Annotated in this window: 18 protein-coding genes; 6 read left to right on the top strand and 12 right to left on the bottom strand. The window is 72.2% G+C overall.

Annotated elements, in window-relative coordinates; all coding sequences use genetic code 11:
• Positions 1 to 14: 14 nt before the first annotated feature.
• Positions 15 to 578 carry an ECF-type sigma factor gene (locus H5368_RS10090; protein WP_182824214.1) on the top strand — a complete coding sequence of 188 codons (564 nt, stop codon included), beginning with the start codon at positions 15 to 17 and terminating at the stop codon, positions 576 to 578.
• Positions 579 to 597: 19 nt separating this feature from the next.
• Entirely contained in the window at positions 598 to 3,420 is a 2,823-nt protein-coding gene (locus H5368_RS10085) for a serine/threonine-protein kinase (protein WP_182824212.1), read from the top strand.
• Between the two features lie 9 nt (positions 3,421 to 3,429).
• Here H5368_RS10085 and H5368_RS10080 read toward each other — a convergent pair whose 3' ends face one another.
• The gene (locus H5368_RS10080) at positions 3,430 to 4,053 is read right to left on the bottom strand and encodes a thymidine kinase (protein ID WP_182824209.1); all 624 of its coding nucleotides are present in this window, start codon (positions 4,051 to 4,053) and stop codon (positions 3,430 to 3,432) included.
• Positions 4,054 to 4,119: 66 nt separating this feature from the next.
• Between H5368_RS10080 and H5368_RS10075 the strand changes: the two genes are divergently transcribed.
• The 3 genes from H5368_RS10075 (at position 4,120) to H5368_RS10065 (ending at position 8,682) form a co-directional block, all read left to right on the top strand.
• Positions 4,120 to 6,099: a UvrD-helicase domain-containing protein gene (locus H5368_RS10075; RefSeq protein WP_182824207.1), complete on the top strand. Its 1,980-nt coding sequence runs from the start codon at positions 4,120 to 4,122 to the stop codon at positions 6,097 to 6,099.
• 76 nt (positions 6,100 to 6,175) lie between these two features.
• Positions 6,176 to 7,084, top strand: a complete 909-nt coding sequence (locus tag H5368_RS10070; protein WP_182824205.1) for a 5'-nucleotidase, lipoprotein e(P4) family — start codon at positions 6,176 to 6,178, stop codon at positions 7,082 to 7,084.
• A 251-nt stretch (positions 7,085 to 7,335) separates the two neighbouring features.
• A complete protein-coding gene (locus H5368_RS10065; RefSeq protein ID WP_182824203.1) occupies positions 7,336 to 8,682 on the top strand; it encodes a hypothetical protein in 1,347 nt (448 codons plus the stop codon).
• 19 nt (positions 8,683 to 8,701) lie between these two features.
• Here the strand turns inward: H5368_RS10065 and H5368_RS10060 are convergent, their stop codons facing one another.
• The 5 genes from H5368_RS10060 to H5368_RS10040 all read right to left on the bottom strand — a co-directional run bounded on the left by H5368_RS10060 (position 8,702) and on the right by H5368_RS10040 (position 11,082).
• Positions 8,702 to 9,313, bottom strand: a complete 612-nt coding sequence (locus H5368_RS10060) for a hypothetical protein (RefSeq protein ID WP_182824201.1) — start codon at positions 9,311 to 9,313, stop codon at positions 8,702 to 8,704.
• Between the two features lie 70 nt (positions 9,314 to 9,383).
• Positions 9,384 to 9,755, bottom strand: a complete 372-nt coding sequence (locus H5368_RS10055) for a hypothetical protein (RefSeq protein ID WP_182824199.1) — start codon at positions 9,753 to 9,755, stop codon at positions 9,384 to 9,386.
• A 73-nt stretch (positions 9,756 to 9,828) separates the two neighbouring features.
• Complete coding sequence (locus tag H5368_RS10050) at positions 9,829 to 10,419, bottom strand: hypothetical protein (protein ID WP_182824198.1); 591 nt, start codon at positions 10,417 to 10,419, stop codon at positions 9,829 to 9,831.
• Positions 10,420 to 10,560: 141 nt separating this feature from the next.
• Positions 10,561 to 10,860 (bottom strand): hypothetical protein, encoded by a 300-nt coding sequence (locus H5368_RS10045; protein ID WP_182824195.1) that lies wholly within the window; start codon positions 10,858 to 10,860, stop codon positions 10,561 to 10,563.
• A gap of 3 nt (positions 10,861 to 10,863) precedes the next feature.
• Entirely contained in the window at positions 10,864 to 11,082 is a 219-nt protein-coding gene (locus H5368_RS10040; protein WP_182824193.1) for a hypothetical protein, read from the bottom strand.
• A 155-nt stretch (positions 11,083 to 11,237) separates the two neighbouring features.
• On the opposite strand from H5368_RS10040, the gene H5368_RS10035 reads away from it, so the two are divergent.
• The gene (locus H5368_RS10035; RefSeq protein WP_182824190.1) at positions 11,238 to 11,798 is read left to right on the top strand and encodes a GNAT family N-acetyltransferase; all 561 of its coding nucleotides are present in this window, start codon (positions 11,238 to 11,240) and stop codon (positions 11,796 to 11,798) included.
• A gap of 41 nt (positions 11,799 to 11,839) precedes the next feature.
• Here the strand turns inward: H5368_RS10035 and H5368_RS10030 are convergent, their stop codons facing one another.
• The 6 genes from H5368_RS10030 to H5368_RS10005 all read right to left on the bottom strand — a co-directional run bounded on the left by H5368_RS10030 (position 11,840) and on the right by H5368_RS10005 (position 17,810).
• On the bottom strand, positions 11,840 to 12,949 hold the full coding sequence (locus tag H5368_RS10030; RefSeq protein WP_182824188.1) for a hypothetical protein: 1,110 nt from the start codon (positions 12,947 to 12,949) through the stop codon (positions 11,840 to 11,842).
• A 50-nt stretch (positions 12,950 to 12,999) separates the two neighbouring features.
• Positions 13,000 to 14,475 carry a LysM peptidoglycan-binding domain-containing protein gene (locus tag H5368_RS10025; protein ID WP_182824186.1) on the bottom strand — a complete coding sequence of 492 codons (1,476 nt, stop codon included), beginning with the start codon at positions 14,473 to 14,475 and terminating at the stop codon, positions 13,000 to 13,002.
• Between the two features lie 98 nt (positions 14,476 to 14,573).
• On the bottom strand, positions 14,574 to 15,245 hold the full coding sequence (locus H5368_RS10020) for a hypothetical protein (RefSeq protein WP_182824184.1): 672 nt from the start codon (positions 15,243 to 15,245) through the stop codon (positions 14,574 to 14,576).
• Positions 15,242 to 15,745, bottom strand: coding sequence for a hypothetical protein (locus H5368_RS10015; RefSeq protein WP_182824182.1), 504 nt, complete (start codon positions 15,743 to 15,745; stop codon positions 15,242 to 15,244). Before H5368_RS10015 ends, H5368_RS10020 begins: the two co-directional genes overlap by 4 nt.
• Positions 15,742 to 17,106 (bottom strand): FliI/YscN family ATPase, encoded by a 1,365-nt coding sequence (locus H5368_RS10010; protein ID WP_182824180.1) that lies wholly within the window; start codon positions 17,104 to 17,106, stop codon positions 15,742 to 15,744. Before H5368_RS10010 ends, H5368_RS10015 begins: the two co-directional genes overlap by 4 nt.
• Positions 17,103 to 17,810 (bottom strand): FliH/SctL family protein, encoded by a 708-nt coding sequence (locus H5368_RS10005; protein ID WP_182824178.1) that lies wholly within the window; start codon positions 17,808 to 17,810, stop codon positions 17,103 to 17,105. The genes H5368_RS10010 and H5368_RS10005 overlap by 4 nt, the downstream gene beginning before the upstream one ends.
• Positions 17,811 to 17,826 lie beyond the last annotated feature (16 nt).

Genomic DNA, 17,826 nt, shown 5'->3' with positions numbered 1-17,826 from the left:
CCGAGGGGAGCGCCATGTCCGACACCGCCGATATCACCCTGTGGCTGGATGCCGCCCGCGGCGGGGACCGCGGGGCGCTGGATCGCGTCCTGGCCACGCTGTACCAGGAACTGCACTCGATGGCGCGGCGCCAGCTGGCCGGCCAGTACGGGCAGACGCTCGACGCCACCGCGCTTGTGCACGAGGCCTACCTCAAGCTGATCGGCCGCCGCGAAGCGCAGTTCGACGACCGCGCCCACTTCTTCGCCTACGCCGCCTCGGCGATGCGCAGCGTGGTGGTGGACTACGCCCGCCAGCGCATGGCGCAGAAGCGCGGCGGCGACCTGCACCGCGTGACCGACCTGCCGGATGACGTGGAGGGCGGGCTGCGCCTCGACGAGGACACGCTGGCCCTGGACACCGCGCTGACGCGCCTGGCCGCCGTGGACAAGCGCCTGGCGCAGGTTGTGGAGCTGCGCTATTTCGCCGGCCTGTCCGAGGTCGAGATCGCGGAGCTGCTGGATCGCTCCGAGCGCAGCATCCGCCGCGACTGGCAGAAAGCGAGGATCTACCTGCTGGCGTCGCTCAAGGTGGACTGACCGGCACCGGGCCCGCGCGATGGATGCCGACCGCTGGCAGCGCCTGTCGCCGCTGCTCGATGCACTGATCGAACTCGAGCCACGCGCGCGTGCGCAAAGCCTGGCCTCGCTGCGCGACGACGACCCGCAGCTGGCCGCCGAACTCGAGGAACTGCTGGCGCTGGAGGACGGCCAGGAGGACTTCCTCGCCGAGCCGGTGGTGTCGCAGCTGCCGCATGCCCGCACCGGCGCCATGGTCGGGCCGTATCGCCTGGAACGGATGATCGGCGAAGGCGGCATGGGCCAGGTGTGGCTGGCCAGCCGCGCCGACGGCCTGTACCAGCGCCGGGTGGCGCTGAAGCTGCTGCGCCCCGGCCTGGCCGATCCCAACCTGCGCCTGCGCTTCACCCGCGAGCGGCAGATCCTGGCGCGGCTGGAGCACGCGCACATCGCGCGCCTGCTGGATGCCGGCATCAGCAGCGACCAGCAGCCCTACCTTGCGCTGGAATACGTCGACGGCGAGCCCATCACCGACTGGTGCCGCGCCCGCTCGCCCACCATCCGCCAGCGCATCGGCCTGTTCCTGCAGGTTTGCGATGCGGTCAGCCACGCGCATGCCAACCTCATCGTGCACCGCGACCTGAAGCCGTCGAACATCCTGGTGACGCCGCTCGACGAGGTGCGGCTGCTCGATTTCGGCATCGCCAAGCTCCTCGACACTCCGGATGCCGCGCCCGACAACACGCGCACCGGCCTGCGCGCGTTCACCCTGCACTACGCCGCGCCGGAGCAGATCCGCGGCGAGCCGGTCACCACCATGACCGACGTGTATTCGCTCGGCGTGGTGCTGTACGAGCTGCTGGTGGGCGCCAAGCCCTACCGCCTCAAGCGCCAGAGCGATGCCGAGTGGGAGGAGGCGATCCTGGCGGTCGATCCCACGCGGCCGTCGGCGGCGCTGCAGCGGCGTGCCGAAGACGCCTCGGCCACGCCGCCACAGCTGCGCCGCCAGGCGCGCGAGATCGCCGGCGACCTCGACAACATCGTGCTCAAGGCGCTGGCCAAGCGACCCGAGCACCGCTATCCCTCGGTGGAGGCGTTCGCGCTCGACCTGCGCCGCCACCTCGAGGGCAAGGCGGTGCACGCGCGCCCCGCCAGCCTGGCGTACCGGGTGCGCAAGTACCTGGGGCGGCACCGCTGGACGCTGGCCACGGTGGCGGCGATCGGCGTGGTGCTGGTCGCCTCGCTGGGCATCGTCGGCTGGCAGGCGCAGCAGGCGGTGCAGCAGGCCGCGCGCGCACAGGCGTTGCAGAGTTTCATGGTCGGCCTGTTCGAGAACGCCAGCGCCGCGCCGGACGGCGCGCCGCTCGACATCCGCCGGCTGCTGGAGGACGGCGTGCGCCGCGGTGACCTGGAACTCGCGCAGCAACCGGTGGCGCGCGCCGAGCTGCTGGGCGTGATCGCGCGCCTGCGCTCGGGCCTGGGTGACTACGTCGAGGCGCTGGCGCTGCAGGAGCGCCAGGCGACGATCATCGACGCCCTCGACAGCCCCCCGGCCAGCCTGCGGCTGCAGGCGGTCACCGACATGGGGCGGACCCGTCGCCTGCTCGGCCAGACATCGCGATGCATCAGGGAGATGGACCCCTGGCGGACCCTCGCCCGCCGCGAACAGGAGCGCCTGCCCCTGCAGGCCGCCGCATTCCACGCCCAGCTGGCGCGCTGCCTGCGCGACGCCGGGCAGCTGGACGCCGCGCGCGCCGGGTTCCAGCGTTCACTGGCCATCCGCCGCAGTGCCACCGGCCAGGACGCGGGCGTGGTCGAAGACCTGTCGGACCTGGCCGGGCTGCGCGCCGCCGCGGGGCAGAGCGCGCTGGCGCTGCGCGAACAGCGCACGGCGCTGGCCATGCTGCGCGCCCGGGGGGGCGAACGGCATCCGCTGGCGGTGGAGATCCTGCGCCGCACCTGCGCCCTGCAGCGCGAGCTCGGCAACGTGGACGCGGCCGAGCGTGACTGCCGCGAGGCGCTGGCGCTGGCGCTCGAGGTCCACGGTAGCCAGCATCGGGCCACCATCGACGTGCGCCGGCAGCTGGCCGCGCTGCTGGTCGACGAGGGGCGCATCGGCGAAGCCGATGCCGCGCTCCGCGACACGCAAGCCTGGCTGCTCTCGCGGCTGGGCGAGGACCACAGCGACGTCGCCCGCAACTACAACAGCCTCGCGGTGGTGGCCTGGGAACGCGGCGACCTGGATGGCGCGCTGCGTGACCTGCGTCGGGCCAACACCATCTGGCGCCGCCAGGGCGACCAGGGCCTGTTGGCCGGCGGCCTGTTCAACCAGGCGCAGGTGCTGCACGAGGCCGGCGACAGCGATGCGGCGGCGGCACTGCTCCAGGAGGTGCTGGTGCTGCGCAAGGCCGTGTTCGGCGCCGGCCACGGACAGGTCGGCAACACCTGGCGGATGATCGGCGAGGTCGCGGCGGCGCGCGGGTCCGACGCGGAGGCGCTGGTCGCGCTGCGCCGGGCGGTGGCGCTCACCAGCAGCTCCTTCGGCGCCGCCCATCCCGCGTCACGGCGCGCCGAGCTGGCGCTGGCCACCTTCGAGGCCGGGCGGGGCGTGCCCGGAGCCATGGCGCGGCTCGACCATCTCGGTGCGCTGCCGGAATCCGACATCGAACTGCGCAAGATCGCGTGGCGCGCGCGCGCCACGGCGGCTGCGGTCCGCTGCGCCGGGCCGCAGCACGGGGACGCGTCGGCGGCGCTGCTCGCGCTTGGCCAGGCGGTCGCCGTCGCGCAGCCCGAAGGCGGCGTGGTGGCACGCGAGATCGCGCGCTGGCACCGGGCGTGCGAGGCCGGCGCGACGGCGCCCTGAGCCGCGCGATCAGCCCAGCGGCAGCGACTGCTGCAACGGCGCGATGCGGCCTTCGCCGCGCGCGATGCGCTTGTACTCGGCGCGACTCACCGACACGTAGCGCTCGTTGCCGCCGATCTCGACCTGCGGCCCGTCCTGCACGGCGTGGCCCTGCGCGTCGACGCGCACGGTCATGGTGGCCTTGCTGCCGGTGTGGCAGATGGTCTTGATCTCCTGCAACTCGTCCGCCCAGGCCAGCAGGTACTGGCTGCCCTCGAACAGCTCGCCGCGGAAGTCGGTGCGCAGGCCGTAGCAGAGCACCGGCACGCGCAGACCGTCGACGATCTCCGACAACTGCCACACCTGGCTTCGGGTCAGGAACTGCGCCTCATCGACCAGCAGGCAGTCGAGCTTGCCGCTCGCGGCGATGTCCGCGCGCGCCCAGGCCTCGAGGTCGGTGCCCGGGTCGAAGCCCACGGCGTCGGCGCTCAGGCCGATGCGCGAGGCGACGCGGCCGCTGCCGGCGCGGTTGTCCAGGCGCGGCGCCAGGATCGCCACGCGCATGCCGCGCTCCTGGTAGTTGTGCGCGGACTGCAGCAGGGTGGTGGTCTTTCCGGCATTCATCGCCGAATAGTAGAAGTAGAGCTTGGCCATGGCGGAATTCTAGCGCCGGCGCCCCCGGACGCGCGGGGTAAACTCGCCAGCCGCCCAGGACCTTCCATGCACGGCCTCAACCCCCAACAATCCGCGGCCGTCGCCCATTGCGAAGGCCCGCTGCTGGTGCTCGCCGGCGCGGGCAGCGGCAAGACGCGGGTGATCGTGGAGAAGATCGCGCACCTGATCGCGTCCGGCCGCTACCCGGCCAAGCGCATCGCCGCGATCACCTTCACCAACAAGGCCGCCAAGGAGATGCGCGAGCGCGTTGGCAGGCGCATCCGTGGCGATGCGGCGGAAGGCCTGACCATCTGCACCTTCCACGCGCTCGGCCTGCGCATGCTGCAGGTGGAGCACGAGCGCGCCGGCCTGCGCCGCGGGTTTTCGATCTTCGATTCCGACGATTCGCTGGCGCAGTTCAAGGACCTGATGCCCGGCGCCAAGCCCGACGCCATCCAGGCCATGCAGGGCCTGGTGTCGCGCGCCAAGAACGCTTGCCTGTCGCCGGAACAGGCACGTGCCATTGCGCGGTCCACGCCCGAGCACGAAGCGGCGATGGTGTACGAGCTCTACCAGGCGCGGCTGGCGGCGTTCAACGCGGTCGATTTCGACGACCTGATCCGCCGCCCGGTGGAACTGCTTGAAAGCGATCCGGACTGCGCGCTGGGCTGGCGCGAACGCATCGGCTACCTGCTGGTCGACGAATGCCAGGACACCAACGACGCCCAGTACCGCCTGCTGAAGGCGCTGGCCGGCGACAAGGGCAACTTCACCTGCGTGGGCGACGACGACCAGTCGATCTACGCCTGGCGCGGCGCCAACCCCGAGAACCTCTCGCAGCTCGGCGTCGACTACCCGGCGCTGCGGGTGGTGAAGCTGGAGCAGAACTACCGCTGCTCGAACCGCGTGCTGCGCGCGGCCAACGCGCTGATCGCCAACAACCCGCACGAACACCCCAAGACATTGTGGAGCGCGCAGGCCGACGGCGAGCGGATCCGCATCTGGGAGTGCCGCGACGCCACCCACGAGGCCGAGCGCGTGGCCGCAGAGATCCAGTTCCTGCACACCGCGCGCAACGCTGAGTGGAGCGAGTTCTGCATCCTGTTCCGCGGCAACCATCAGTCGCGGCTGCTGGAGAAGGCGCTGCAGATGCTGCGCGTGCCGTACCACCTCTCCGGAGGCACCGCGTTCCTCGACCGTGGCGAGGTGAAGGATGCGCTGGCCTGGCTGCGCCTGCTGGCCAACCCGGACGACGACTCCGCGTTCCTGCGCGCCGTGCAGTCACCGGGGCGCGGCGTGGGCGCGACGTCGCTGGCCAAGCTGGCCGGCCTGGCGCAGCACGCCGGCCAGCCGATGTCGCGTGCCATTGAATCGATCGGCCTGCTGAAGCAATTGCACCCGCGCGCCGCAGCGTCACTGTCGGGCTTCGCCGACCTGATCCGCGGGTTGCGCAGCGATGCCGCGCGGCTCACGCCCTCGGAACTCGTACGCACGCTCAACGAGCGTTCCGGGCTCCTCGCCGCGCTGCGCGCCGAGTGCAAGAGCGACGAGATGTTTCGCATCCGCCGCGGCAACCTGGACGAACTGGCGGACTGGTTCGATGGCGCGCGCGGAGGCGCGGGCCCGGGCGAACTGGCGGCATCGCTGGCGCTGCTCAGCCACGCCGACAAGGGCGACCCGGGCAACCAGGTGCGGCTGATGAGCCTGCACGCGGCCAAGGGCCTCGAGTTCCGCTACGTGTTCATCGTCGGTGTGGATGACTACACGCTGCCGCACGAGGCCAGCGTCGAGGAGGGGCGCATCGACGAGGAGCGCCGCCTGCTGTACGTGGGCATCACCCGCGCCAAGGAGCAGCTGTGGCTGTCGCATTCGCGCGAGGCGCAGCGCTGGGGCGAGCGGCTGCGGCTGAAGCCGAGCCGCTTCATCGACGAACTGCCGGCCGCCGAACTGCAGCGCGACGGCGCCGATCCGGTCGCTGATGCGGCGCGCAAGAAGGAGCGCGCGGAGGTGGGGTTTGCCGCCATCCGGGCGATGCTCGACGGCTGATCGGCGGGGCGACGGGCAACGGTGCGTTCGCCGGTGTCGGCTAGACTCGGCGGCCCTCCACCCGCCAGGTCCCGCCATGCGCCGCACGCTGCCCACGCTCACCCTGCTCGCCGCCGTGCTGGCGCTGGGCGCCTGCACGACGACGGCACCGCTCCCGGGCACGGCGCCCGCCGCCGTCACGCCGGCTGCCGCGCAGGTGGCCGTGCCGGCAGACGACAACCTCAACGCCGTGCTCTGGGTGCAACGTTCGGTGGAATACCGGGCGCTGTCGGAAACGGTGTTCCGCGCCGCGGGCGAACGCCTGGATACCGCGCTGGCCACCCCTGACTGGAATGCCCTGGTGCCGGGCGAGCGCCGCAACGCGGCGTCCATCGCCGCCCTGCCGCCCGCGGTGGTCATGGACATCGACGAGACCGTCCTCGACAACTCGCCCTACCAGGCGCGCCTGGTCCGGGATGGCCTGGAGTACGACGACGCCACCTGGGCCGAGTGGGTCGCCGAGGAGAAGGCCAAGCCGGTGCCGGGCGTGCTGGAGTTCGCGCGCGCCGCGCACGCCAAGGGCGTCACCGTCATCTACCTCTCCAACCGCGACAAGGCCCTGCACGCGGCGACCCTCGCCAACCTGCGCGCGGTAGGCCTTCCGGTGAAGGACGACAGCGTGTTCCTCGGGCTTGGCACCGTGGTCGAGGGCTGCGAGCAGAAGGGCTCCGGCAAGACCTGCCGCCGCCAGCTGGCCGGCCGCGGCTATCGCGTGCTGATGCAGTTCGGCGACCAGCTGGGCGACTTCGTCGAGGCGCCGGCCAACACGCCGCAGGCGCACGCAGCGCTGCACGCGGAATACCGCGCCTGGTTCGGCGACCGCTGGTGGGTGCTGCCCAATCCGACCTACGGCGCCTGGGAACCGGCACTGTTCAACAACGCCTGGGGCCAGCCGCGCACGGTGCGGCGTGCGGCAAAGCGTGATGCGCTCCTGCTCGACAGGTAACAAAATCAATCATTTGAATGCCATAAACTCAAGCGTTGCATCAGGTTGTACCAGCAGGTAACCTGCCTTGGCCACAACACAGTCCTCCGGTTTCGGCCGGCTTTACGGGAGACCCAGGGTCTCCCGTTTTTTATGGTGCCGCCGCCCGACCTAGGGTTTGCCCCGGGGTGTGCCCGCTACGGTCGGCGCCTAGCCTCGGGATCTGTCCACGCCCGCAGCGGCAGCGACATGGCCGACGCCGGAGGCGCGCGATGTCCCTCATCGACAATGTGCACGCGAACGCGCAGGCGCTCCTCAACCGCGGCCCGATGGCGGGGCGCGGGCCGCACAACGCGGGCGGCCCCCTCCACCATCACGGCGGCCCGCATCCGGGGGCGGGCGACCGCGGCTTTGGCCCACCCAAGGGCGGCGACATGCCCGGCGGTGTTCCGCGCGCCATTCCGGGTATCCCGGACCTGCCGGCCGGGCCGCGCGGTGTCGAACGCGCGCTGCCGGGCCACATTCCGCCGGGCCTGGACCGGCCCAACCCTGGCAACGGACCATCGGCTCCACCGGGCCAGGTGATCCAGGGCAGCCTGGACGTCGCCCAGGGACTCGCCAATGCGCTGCCGCCGCGCGGGTCGCCTCCGGGGCCACCCGCGCACGCGGCGCAGGGCCATGGGCACGCCCACGGACACGGACCCCACGGCGCGCAAGCCGCGGCACCCATGGCCATGGGTGCGCAGCCCGCGATGGCGGGCCTGCCGGGCAGCGGTACGGGGCTGGCCGCACAACTCCCCGGCGTGGCGACGACCGGCGTGGCAGTCGCCCAGGCCGCCGGCGCCATGCCGGCGGCGCAGGCGCGCGGCGATCTCGCACAGCAGGCAGCGCTGCCGCTGCGCGCGGATGCTGGCCAGTTGCATGCCGCCACGCCACCACGCGGCGAGGGCCTCCCCGTCCAGCCGCTTGCCCGCGGCGACGCACTGCCCGCGGGGCTGGCGCGTGCCGACGCGGCGGGTCCCCTGCAGGCCACGCTGCCGGGCAATGCGTCGGCGTCGACGCTTGCGGCCGCGGCAGCGGCCACCGCCGCGGTCGGGGCCACCTTGGCCACCGCGGCCACGGCACCGGCGCTGCCGGCAGCCCAGGGCGCGGACGCACGCAACGTGGCCGGCCTCGCCATCGCCGACCGCGGCCAGGCGGTGCGCGCGGAATCGATGAGCGGCACCTACACCGGCGAAGGCCCGCAGCGCCGCAGGCTGCGGCGCGGTGGGCGCGCGCTGCCCGGGAGCCTGTCGGCATTGCTGGTGGCGATGGGCGCGCAGGGCCGCACGTCGGGGGCGGGTCGCGATGCGCGGGAGGTCGAACGCGAACTCCAGGCGGCCGCCATGCAGTGGCTGTTCTGGTTGCTGGCGATCATCGCCTACGGCTGCGTGGCCTTCGCCATCGTGGGCTTGCTGCCGTCGGGCAGCGGCAGCGCCGCCAGTGCCGTGTCGGGTCGAGGCTGGAGCGGCGGGTTCGCGATCGCAGGCCTGGTGGCCGCGGGCGGCGCGTGGTGGTTCGCGCGCCACCTGGCGCGTGGCGGCCGCGCGCGCGCGTCGCGGGTGGACAGCGTCGACTGAAGCCCGCACGCCGCGCCGCTCAATCGAGGCAGTGGGGAACCTGGGTCATCACCATGCCGCCGCCGGGAGCAGCGACGTTGCGCGTCCTCCACACCCGCCGCCTGCAGGCACCGGTCGCCTGGGCGCGCCCGGCCGCCGTCGCGCCGACCTGCCCGGCCGGCGCAGGACGCGTCAGCCGGTACTCGAACACGATCCGCTCGCCGGGCGGCGCCAGCTGGACGGTCTCGACGGTCAGGGTCATGCGCCCCGCGTCAAGTTGCCCGGAAAACCCGATCCGGTGGCCCTTCTCGATGCCACCACCGGTGATGCGGCCAGCGCGATCGACGACCAGGCTGAGCGGACCGCCGCGGCCCTGCCATCCACCGTGCACCGGGCGGCCGTGCACGACGAAGCCGGAATCATTGGCGCGCCGGATACTTGCTTTCACCTCCAGGCGGTCGCGCCCTCCGGACGGCGCGAACGTGGCGCTGGCGGTGCCGGATTGCGCCTTGCCATGGCCCTGCGCGACACGGGCGCTCACGGTACCGGCATAGGAGCCCGTGAATGGCGTGGCCGCGCGCTCCGCGGCGTTGCCGCAGCCGGCGGCGCAGGTGATGGCGATGGCGACCGCACTGCGCGTGAACAGGTTCATGAGTTGCCTCCGCAAAATGCCGAACGCCCCCGGGCAAAGCCGGAGGCGTCGGGGACCAGCCTGCGAACCCTTACTGCTTGCGGGCGAGATCCTTGTTGCCTTCACCGATGGTCTTCACGATGGTGGAGAGCATCTGCAGCATCTGGCCGAGCTGCTGGCCGAGGACCTGCAGCTGGGCGTTCAGCTCGGTCAGGCCGTCGCCCGTCTCGGCGTCGACCGCCTTCGGGTCGTCGGCCTGCTTGGCCTGCAGGGTATCGATCTTTTCCGCCAGCTTGAGCATGCGCTCGCCCATCGCGTCCGCGATCTTGCCGATGGTCAGTGCAATCGCGAGCAGCCAGCCGCCGCCGTTGCTGCCGCCGGCGCGCGCATTCTGCGCCTCGGAGGCGCGATCGTTCTGCGCGGTGGCGTTGAAAGAAAAGTTGAAGTTGCCTTCGATGCTCATGGTGATCTCCGTGGATGTTCTTTGTCGGGAAGTTGAAGAGTCCAGCCGGCCCGCAGGCCGTGAAACCTTCTTCTCACGGAGGTCCACGAAGCCGCCGCGAGCGCGAGTTCACCACGTCACCGCGCAATATCGGCGACACCGTCGCGACGGGAGGAACAACGGCCGGGACGGACTCACCCTCTTCGGCCCTGTTCTTCGCGGTCTCGGTGCGGAACCAGGCCAAGGCCTTTTCCTCGCCCTCGCTGCGCAGCCGGCGGCTGAACTCGAGCGCGATGCGCGTGTCGCGACGCTGCAGCGGCTGCAACGCCTGGTTGACCTGGCGGATGAGCTCGTCGACTTCGTCGGTTGCGACCGCGCCGCTGGCCTGGAGCGCCTGGAGCGCATCCATCCACATGGCCCGGTCGGGGATCTCCACCGCGGTGTCGCTGCCATGCCGCATGTCGCGCATGGCCTGCGTGAACTGGTCGCGCAGCATGGTGCGGGTGGCGAGATCCATCGAAGGATCGTTCTCCAGCTCGTGCAGCGCCTCTTCGAACTGGCGCAGCAGCTCCTCCATGCCGGAGTCGAGCGCGGCCACCGGTGCGGGCGACGTTTCCAGCGCGGCAGCGGCGACAAATGCCGCGGGCTGCTGGAAGGTCGGACGCTGGGGCGGACGCTGGGCCATCGGATCGTCTCGAAGTGGGCGGGGCACGGTGCTGCTTGGCTGTCGGGATCGAGTGTAGGGAGTTCGCATCGCGCAACAATCTGGGGCCAACCCTAAGGGGTCGCGTGCGTCCACCGGCACCTCCGGGCCGACGGCTGCGGATCAGCCGGTGACCACGCGCAACTGGTCGGTGATCACGCGCGTGGCTTCACCATGCCGGCGCCCCAGGTCCTGTGCGGCGTCGCGCAGCCAGGCATTGGCAGGCTCCAGCCCCTGTTCGCGGACGCGCCGGTTGTACTCCGGCTCGAGCCGCGCCTTTTCCTCGTTCACGTCGCGCAGCAACGCGTCGTAATGGCGGAGGAGGCGATCTTCTTCCGCGGTGTCGAGGATGCCCTGCCGGCGAAGGTCGCCGAGACGCTCGGCGAGTTCCTCGCGGGTGCGCGGTGCGCCATCGGCCTGCATCGCTCAGCCGCCCCCCGCGCCGAAGCCGAAGTCGAAACCGCCCGAATAGGCGTTGCCGAACATCGAGCCGAAGTCGAATCCGCCGCTTTCGGCGCCGCCGCTTTCGCCACCGATCATGCCGCCGAGCCAGGAGCCGAGCTGCTGGCCGATGGCCGCACCGGCGGGGCCACCAAAGAAGGTGCCGACGAGACCGCCGACGATTGAACCGATTTGACTGCCCATGTCATGTCCTCACCTGGTTGGGATATGCCCGGGGGATCTCGCCGGACAGGTGGCAGTTTCCGCATCGCCGGCCACGCGCCAAGCTGGTGCGCGCCCCACCTAGGGCGCACCCTTGAGCGCCTCCGCGGGCGCGGGGGGCGCGGCATACTCGGCGCATGTCGACACGCGACCATCCGGGCGATCCGTTCCTGCACACGCGGCGGGTGACCCTGCGCGGGCTGCGCCACGCCGATGTGTTCGACCTGCAGCGCCTTGGCCGCGACGCGCGGGTGACGCAGGCGCTGCTGGACGCGCCGGTCAACGACATCGCCAGCGCGTGCGCGCTGGTCGACCTGGCCAACCGCATCTATCGCGAGCGGCCTGGCCTGGGGGTCTGGCGCGCCGACGACGCGCGCGGCTTCCTCGGTTTCTTCTCGCTGATGGCGGAGCTCGCACCCGGCGAGGTGGAAATCGGAACCCGGTTGTTGCCGCGCGCCTGGGGTCGCGGTTATGCGCTTGAAGGCGGCGCCGCGCTGTGCGCGCACGCCTTTGAAACCCTGCGGCTGCCGGCGCTGGTCGGGCGGTGCGATCCCGCCAACCGTTCGGTGCCGCCGCTGCTCATGCGCCTGGGCTTCGTCCAGGCCGGCGAGGTGGTGCAGCGCGGGCGACCGGCGCTGGAGCTGCGCCTGGCGCGCGGTGATTGGCGCGGCGTGCGCCGGCGCGCGGCGCGCGCCTGATTCCAGGCGAGCGCGTGTGCTCCGTGCCCCGCACGCCGGGATCAGGGCGTATCGAGCCGGTGCAATTCGCCGTCGCGGAACTCCCAGCGCTGCGGCGCCTGGCCCGCATGCGCGCCGCTGGCGGGCGCTCCGGGCAGGGTGACGCGCAGTGCCGCGCCGTCGGCCTGGAGCACCGGGTCGCCTCCGCCGCAGTAGTCGATGGCCGCGGAACGCACCGCCGCCCCGCCGCGCCGCAATCCCAGCATCCACAGCGGACCGCCGCTGCAGGCGTTGCCGTACATGTGCTGCTGGAACACCAGCACTTCATCGAACGGCGCGAGGGCGGGATAGCGCGCGACCAGGCGCGGCAGCGGGAAATCGGCGAATGCACCATCGGCACCGGTGCGCAGCAGTTCCCGCCCGTCGAGCCGCACCACGTGGGCGTCGCCGTGCGTGCCGGTGCCGGCGGGTGAGATCTCGAGCCGCCCGGCCACGGTCTGCACGACCTGCGCGCCATTGGCAGGCGACGCGGTGGACCGCCCGGAGTCGAGGGTCGTGCCCGTGCCCGCGGTGGCCCCGGTGCGCTGCAGCGTGGGGAATACGTACGCCGTACCCCGGTAGCTGGCGCGCACGGCGCCGCCGTCACGCTGGAACACCACGTCGCGGAACCCGCCGTTGCGCGGCGCCTGCAGTTCCATCGCACGCGCCCGGCCGGCCGCCAGCAGCAGCCGGCGCCGTGTCCCGTCGTCGGCGTAGAGCCACCAGTCGGCTGCATCGCCAGCAGCCAGGCAGCGATGGCGTCCGTGCACGACCCAGTCGTCGCGGCCGTCATCGTCAAGATTGACGCGCCGCGCGACGACCCAGTCGGGCGCGAACGCGGACGCGCCCGCATGCGTGCCCTCCGCGCAATCGAGTACGCGCGCGTCGCTGGACAGGGCCCGGGCGATGTCCGCAGGCAGCTGGGTGCCGGGTCGTGGATCAAGGGCCTCGATGCGCACTGGCCCGTCCAGCCCGACGGAATCCGCTGGAGCGATGCGGGCTGCGGCAGGCTGCGGATCCACGGCGGCGGGACGCTCGCAGCCCGCGGCGAACCCAAGCGCGAGCACGCAGGCCATCACCGGCGCCGCGCGCCACGGATGCAGCCGCGGTGGCCATGTGCGTGATGCGGTCATGCCGGCAGCATGGCACGCGCCCTGATGCGCCGGACCACGGCGGGTGCCGGCTACTGCCTGCGCCCGTCAAAGCGTCCGTCGAGGAGGTCGTTGACCCAGCGGTCGATGGTCGCGCTCGAGGCTTCGATGTGCACGTGCGGCCCGGTCGAGTTGCCGGTCGAGCCCTGGTTGCCCAGGTCCTGCCCGTAGTCGACGCGCTGCCCTGCACGCACGTCGATGCTCGACATGTGGAAGATGTAGACCAGCTGGCCCTGGTCGCCCCGCACCACCACCGCATTGCCGGCATTGCCCATGGGGCCTGCCGACACCACGGTGCCGGCGATCGGCGAGGGAATGGCCTGTTGCGACTGCGACTGGCCGTTGCGGTGCAGGACCACGTCGCGCACTTCCAGCGTCTGGCCACCGCGCTGCGCGGTCTGGTAGTCGTGGTGGGGCTGCATCTGGTCCGGGCCCTGCACCGCGATGGCAGGTGCGTTCCCGGTGCTGTACACGGTGTAGGGCGCGTACGTCGGGACATCGCCCGAGGGCGGTTGCCCTGGCGCCGGGGCGGGCGCGTTGCCGCCGCCGGGTGCCGGGGTTCCGCCACCTGGGATACGCACCAGCTGACCGGGATGGATCAAGTCCGGGTTGCGGATCTGCGGGTTCGCGGCGAGCACCGCGTCCAGCGACACGCCGTTGCGTGCAGCGATGCCCGTCAGCGTGTCGCCGCCGCGCACCGTGACGTCCCGGCCACCGCCGCCTGGCAGGTGCACGGTCTGGCCGGGATAGATCAGGTCCGGGTTGCGGATCTGCGGATTGGCCGCGAGCACGGCATCGAGCGACACGTCGTTGCGCGCCGCGATGCCCGACAGCGTGTCGCCGCTGCGCACCGTGACGCTGCCGCCCGGCGCGGATGGCGAAGGCGCGGGCGCCTCGCCGCCCGGCGCAGGGGCAGGCCCGGTGTCGCGCGGCGGCGGCGCTTCGCCGTCGATCCGCGCGCGCACGAACGAGGTGGCCTCACCTGCGGTGATGCGGCCGTCGCGGTTGGTGTCCAGCGGCGAGTTCATGCGGTAGGCCGCCCCACCCTCGCTGAACAGCGTGGCGTTCGGGTCCGGTCGCGGGCTTCCGTACAGTACCGTGGTGTAGACACCCTCGAGGGTGTCGAGCTCGCCGGGGTCGGAACGGTTGTTGAAGTAGCGCTCCACGTACTGCAGCTGGTCGGTGGCGCTCATCCGCGCCAGCGCGTCGGTGGACGTGCCCAGCTCGCGCGCGGTGTTGGGCATGAACTGGATCAGGCCGGTGGCACCGCTGCCGGCGCCGTTGCGCACGCCAGGGCTGAAGCTGCCGCCGGTTTCGAAGCTCATCACCGCCAGCAGGTATTCCGGCTGCGTGCCGAGGCGCTGCGCCATGGCCTCGACCTGGGCGATGAACTCCGGCGTGACGTTGCGGTTGCCTTCGACGCCGCTGATGCGGTTGTAGTCGAAGCCACCGGGGCTGGTGCGATCGCCGACGACGTTCTGGGTGTTCGCGGATACCGGGCCGACCATGCGGATGCTCCTGTGTTCCGGGGCGCGTTGCCGCGCATGCGGTGATTACAGGCGTGGGCGGGCGTGCACGCCAGCTAGGTCGGACCCTATGGCGGGCTTCAGCCGGTGTAGTGCGACTCCACGCGCAACGTGCCGAGGTTGCGCTCGGCGAAGCGCCGCGCAAGTTCCGGGCCGGCCTCGCGGATCGCGTCATGGCTGGCGCGCGAGCGCACGTCGGCGCGCAGCACCCAGCCGTCGTTGACGCGCGTGAGCAGCAGGTCGGTGCCGGGCAGCGTGGCGTCGGACATGCGCAGCAGCACCTGGCCATCGCCGATGGCGTCGCGCGTGCCGTCGCCGATCGCGAGCTGGCGCACGTGGCGCTCGATCATGTCCATCACCGCGTTGCTGGCACCCACCGGCGCCGGCATCGCCTGCGGCGCCTCGCCGCGCAGCGCGTTCTGCGCCTGCCACAGCAGGGCCGGATCGAGGAGGGTGGATTCGGCCTGGTCGCCGTGGCCGCTGTCCTGGCGCTGCTCGTGGCCGTGGCCCTCGCGACCGCCGATGCGCAGGCCTTCGTCGACGCGCGCGCCCTCCTCGCCAGGCTCCGCCGCGCTGGCGGTGGCATCGGACTGGCCGCCCTTGCCGTTGTCGCGCACCTGGTCCAGCGCATGGCGGAAGCGCTCGATGTGCTCCGGCTGCGCCGGCGGGCGCACGTCGCGGGTCGTCTCGCCGCCTTCGCGGCTGCGCGCGGCATCCGACGCCGAAGTCGAGCTGCTGCGTTCAATCGTCATGCCGGTCTCCTGTTCGCCTCAGCGCCCGCCAGGTGGCGTGCCTGCAGCAGGTCCTCGGTGGCGCTTTCCTCCTGGCGCGACGCGAGGGCGGATTGTTCGCCGCGCCACACGTCGCGGCGCTTTTCCAGCGCATCCACGCGCGCCTTGGCGCGGAAGTACGCGGTCCGCGCATCGGCCAGCGCGACTTCCGCCGCGCGCAGGATGTCCTGGGCCTTGAACAACCGCTGGCGCGCGGCTTCGGCCTGCTCGCCGAGGAGGTCGATGTGCGTCTCGCGCTGCGCCAGCGCGGCGGGCCACGGCACGCCTGCCGGCGGCGCGTCGAGCATCCGCCCGCGCTGCTGGCGCTGCTCGAAGTCGAGCGCGATGATCTCGCCCTCCACGCCCAGGCAGGCGTCGCGACAGGCCTGCGCCTCGCGCTGGCGCTCCAGCACCAGCTGGCGCGCGGCCTCCGTGCGGTGCTCGCGCAGGCGGATCAGCGTCTGCAGCGGATAGCGCTTCACGCGAAGAGTTTCCGAAGCGCGTCCGCGGACTGCGCGAACGGCACGAGTTCGGTGGACGACTGCTGCAGCAGCTTGCGGATCGCGCCGATCTTCTCGATGGCGGCGTCGGCATCGGGATCCGTGCCGCGCTTGTACTCGCCCAGCTGGATCAGCAACTCGATGTCCTGGTACTTCGCCAGCAGCTTGCGCAGCTGGCCGGCCGCGCGCTGGTGCGCGCCGTCGACCACGCGCGGCATGGTGCGGCTGAGGCTGGTGAGCACGTCGATCGCCGGGTAGTGATAGGCCGCGGCCAGCTTGCGCGACAGCACGATGTGGCCGTCGAGGATCGAGCGCACTTCCTCGACGATCGGGTCGCCGCCGTCCTCGTCCTCGGCCAGCACGGTGTAGAACGCGGTGATCGAGCCGATGTGGTTGTTGCCGGCGCGCTCGAACAGCCGCGGCAGCGCGCTGAACACCGATGGCGGAAAGCCGCGCCGCGCCGGGGGCTCGCCGACCGCCAGGCCCACGTCACGCAGGGCGCGGGCGAAGCGGGTGACCGAGTCGACCAGCAGCAGCACGCGCTTGCCCTGGTCGCGGAAGTGCTCGGCGATGGCGGTGCCCACCCAGGCCGCGCGGCTGCGCTCGAGCGCCGGCCGGTCGGAGGTGGCCACCACGACCACCGACTTCGCCAGGCCTTGGGGGCCGAGGTTGTCGTGGATGAACTCGTTGACCTCGCGGCCGCGCTCGCCGACCAGCACGATGATGTTGACGTCGGCATCGCCGCCGCGCGCCAGCATGCCCAGCAGCGTGCTCTTGCCGCCTCCGGCGACCGCGAAGATGCCGATGCGCTGGCCCTCGCCCGCGGTCATCGTGGTGTCGATGGCGCGCACGCCGGTGGAGAACGGGCGTTCGATCAGGTTGCGCGCCAGCGGATTTGGCGAGGCGGCGTAGATCGGCATCTCGTGGCTGGCGCCGGTCGGGCCAAGGTCGTCGATGGCCTCGCCGTGGGCGTCCAGGATGCGGCCGAGGAGGCCGTCGCCGACCAGCACCGAGGCCTGCCGGCCGCTGGCATACACCTCGGTGGTCGCGGACACGCCGTCGAGTGCGCCGAGCGGGGTGAGCAGGGTGTGTGACTTGGACACGCCGACGACTTCAGCCGCCAGCCGGAACGTGGGATCACCGTCGCCTCGCGCATTGCGCAGTTCGCACAGCTCGCCTATCGCGGCCTTCAGGCCGGTGGCGCGGATCAGCGTGCCGTAAGCCTCGGCCACGCGACCGACGCGTTCGATCGACTGCACCTGCGCCAGGGCATGCAACAGCGGATCATGCGCGCCGTGGGCCGCCAGGCCGGCGAGCGGCTTTGCGGACCTGGCGGAACTCATTGCGCCGACCTCGCCGTATGCGCGGCACTGCCTGCGAGCGCGGCGCGGATCGCCTCGATCTGCTGCGCCACGCCGGCGCGGACCTCGCCGGCCTCCGACACCACCACGCAGCTGGTCGGCTCGAGGCTGGGATCGTCGACCAGCTCGATCACCCCGACCGCCGGATGCGCCTGGCGCACGGCACCCAGGCCGGCGGCCACGCTTTCGCGCACCGAGGGGTGCACGCGGATCAGCAGGAACTGCTCGGCCTGCGCGGCCTCCACCGCCTGCAGCACCAGCGCTGGCACCACGCTGCGGGCGTCGAAGCCCGGAGCGATGCGGTCGACGATCGCGCAGGCAAGTTCGGAGATGCGCCCGGACGCCTCGCCCAGCACCCGTGCGCGCCGCTCGTTGAGCGCGGCGAGCTGTCCGGTCATCTGCAACTCGGCCGCGGCGACGCCGGCCGCGTAGCCCGCGGCGTGGCCCTGCTCGCGGGCGGCCTCGATCTCGGCCGCGGCCTCGTCGTAGAGCGCGTTGACGCGGACGAGCAAGGTGTCGAGTTCCTCCAGCCGCGCCCAGGCCTGGGCGGGCACGACGCCGGCACCCAGCGAGCGCTCGAACTGGCGGCGTTCGAACACCCCCACGCCGGCACCGGCGCGTGGCCCTGCGCCCACGGTCGCGCTGACGGGCGTACTGCTGGCGATGGCTGAAGCGTCTGCGCTCATCCGGGATCCTGTGGGC

Origin of the sequence: Luteimonas sp. MC1782 (assembly GCF_014164605.1) — a bacterium.
In the GTDB taxonomy this organism is placed as follows: Bacteria; Pseudomonadota; Gammaproteobacteria; order Xanthomonadales; family Xanthomonadaceae; genus Luteimonas.
This window is presented reverse-complemented; position numbering and strand designations above follow the sequence as displayed.

Excerpts from the sequence above, each read along its gene's own strand:
- H5368_RS10090 (WP_182824214.1), top strand. The coding sequence starts at position 15 with ATGTCCGACACCGCCGATATCACCCTGTGGCTGGATGCCGCCCGCGGC.
- H5368_RS10085 (WP_182824212.1), top strand. The coding sequence starts at position 598 with ATGGATGCCGACCGCTGGCAGCGCCTGTCGCCGCTGCTCGATGCACTG.
- H5368_RS10080 (WP_182824209.1), bottom strand. The coding sequence starts at position 4,053 with ATGGCCAAGCTCTACTTCTACTATTCGGCGATGAATGCCGGAAAGACC.
- H5368_RS10075 (WP_182824207.1), top strand. The coding sequence starts at position 4,120 with ATGCACGGCCTCAACCCCCAACAATCCGCGGCCGTCGCCCATTGCGAA.
- H5368_RS10070 (WP_182824205.1), top strand. The coding sequence starts at position 6,176 with ATGCGCCGCACGCTGCCCACGCTCACCCTGCTCGCCGCCGTGCTGGCG.
- H5368_RS10065 (WP_182824203.1), top strand. The coding sequence starts at position 7,336 with ATGTCCCTCATCGACAATGTGCACGCGAACGCGCAGGCGCTCCTCAAC.
- H5368_RS10060 (WP_182824201.1), bottom strand. The coding sequence starts at position 9,313 with ATGAACCTGTTCACGCGCAGTGCGGTCGCCATCGCCATCACCTGCGCC.
- H5368_RS10055 (WP_182824199.1), bottom strand. The coding sequence starts at position 9,755 with ATGAGCATCGAAGGCAACTTCAACTTTTCTTTCAACGCCACCGCGCAG.
- H5368_RS10050 (WP_182824198.1), bottom strand. The coding sequence starts at position 10,419 with ATGGCCCAGCGTCCGCCCCAGCGTCCGACCTTCCAGCAGCCCGCGGCA.
- H5368_RS10045 (WP_182824195.1), bottom strand. The coding sequence starts at position 10,860 with ATGCAGGCCGATGGCGCACCGCGCACCCGCGAGGAACTCGCCGAGCGT.
- H5368_RS10040 (WP_182824193.1), bottom strand. The coding sequence starts at position 11,082 with ATGGGCAGTCAAATCGGTTCAATCGTCGGCGGTCTCGTCGGCACCTTC.
- H5368_RS10035 (WP_182824190.1), top strand. The coding sequence starts at position 11,238 with ATGTCGACACGCGACCATCCGGGCGATCCGTTCCTGCACACGCGGCGG.
- H5368_RS10030 (WP_182824188.1), bottom strand. The coding sequence starts at position 12,949 with ATGACCGCATCACGCACATGGCCACCGCGGCTGCATCCGTGGCGCGCG.
- H5368_RS10025 (WP_182824186.1), bottom strand. The coding sequence starts at position 14,475 with ATGGTCGGCCCGGTATCCGCGAACACCCAGAACGTCGTCGGCGATCGC.
- H5368_RS10020 (WP_182824184.1), bottom strand. The coding sequence starts at position 15,245 with ATGACGATTGAACGCAGCAGCTCGACTTCGGCGTCGGATGCCGCGCGC.
- H5368_RS10010 (WP_182824180.1), bottom strand. The coding sequence starts at position 17,106 with ATGAGTTCCGCCAGGTCCGCAAAGCCGCTCGCCGGCCTGGCGGCCCAC.
- H5368_RS10005 (WP_182824178.1), bottom strand. The coding sequence starts at position 17,810 with ATGAGCGCAGACGCTTCAGCCATCGCCAGCAGTACGCCCGTCAGCGCG.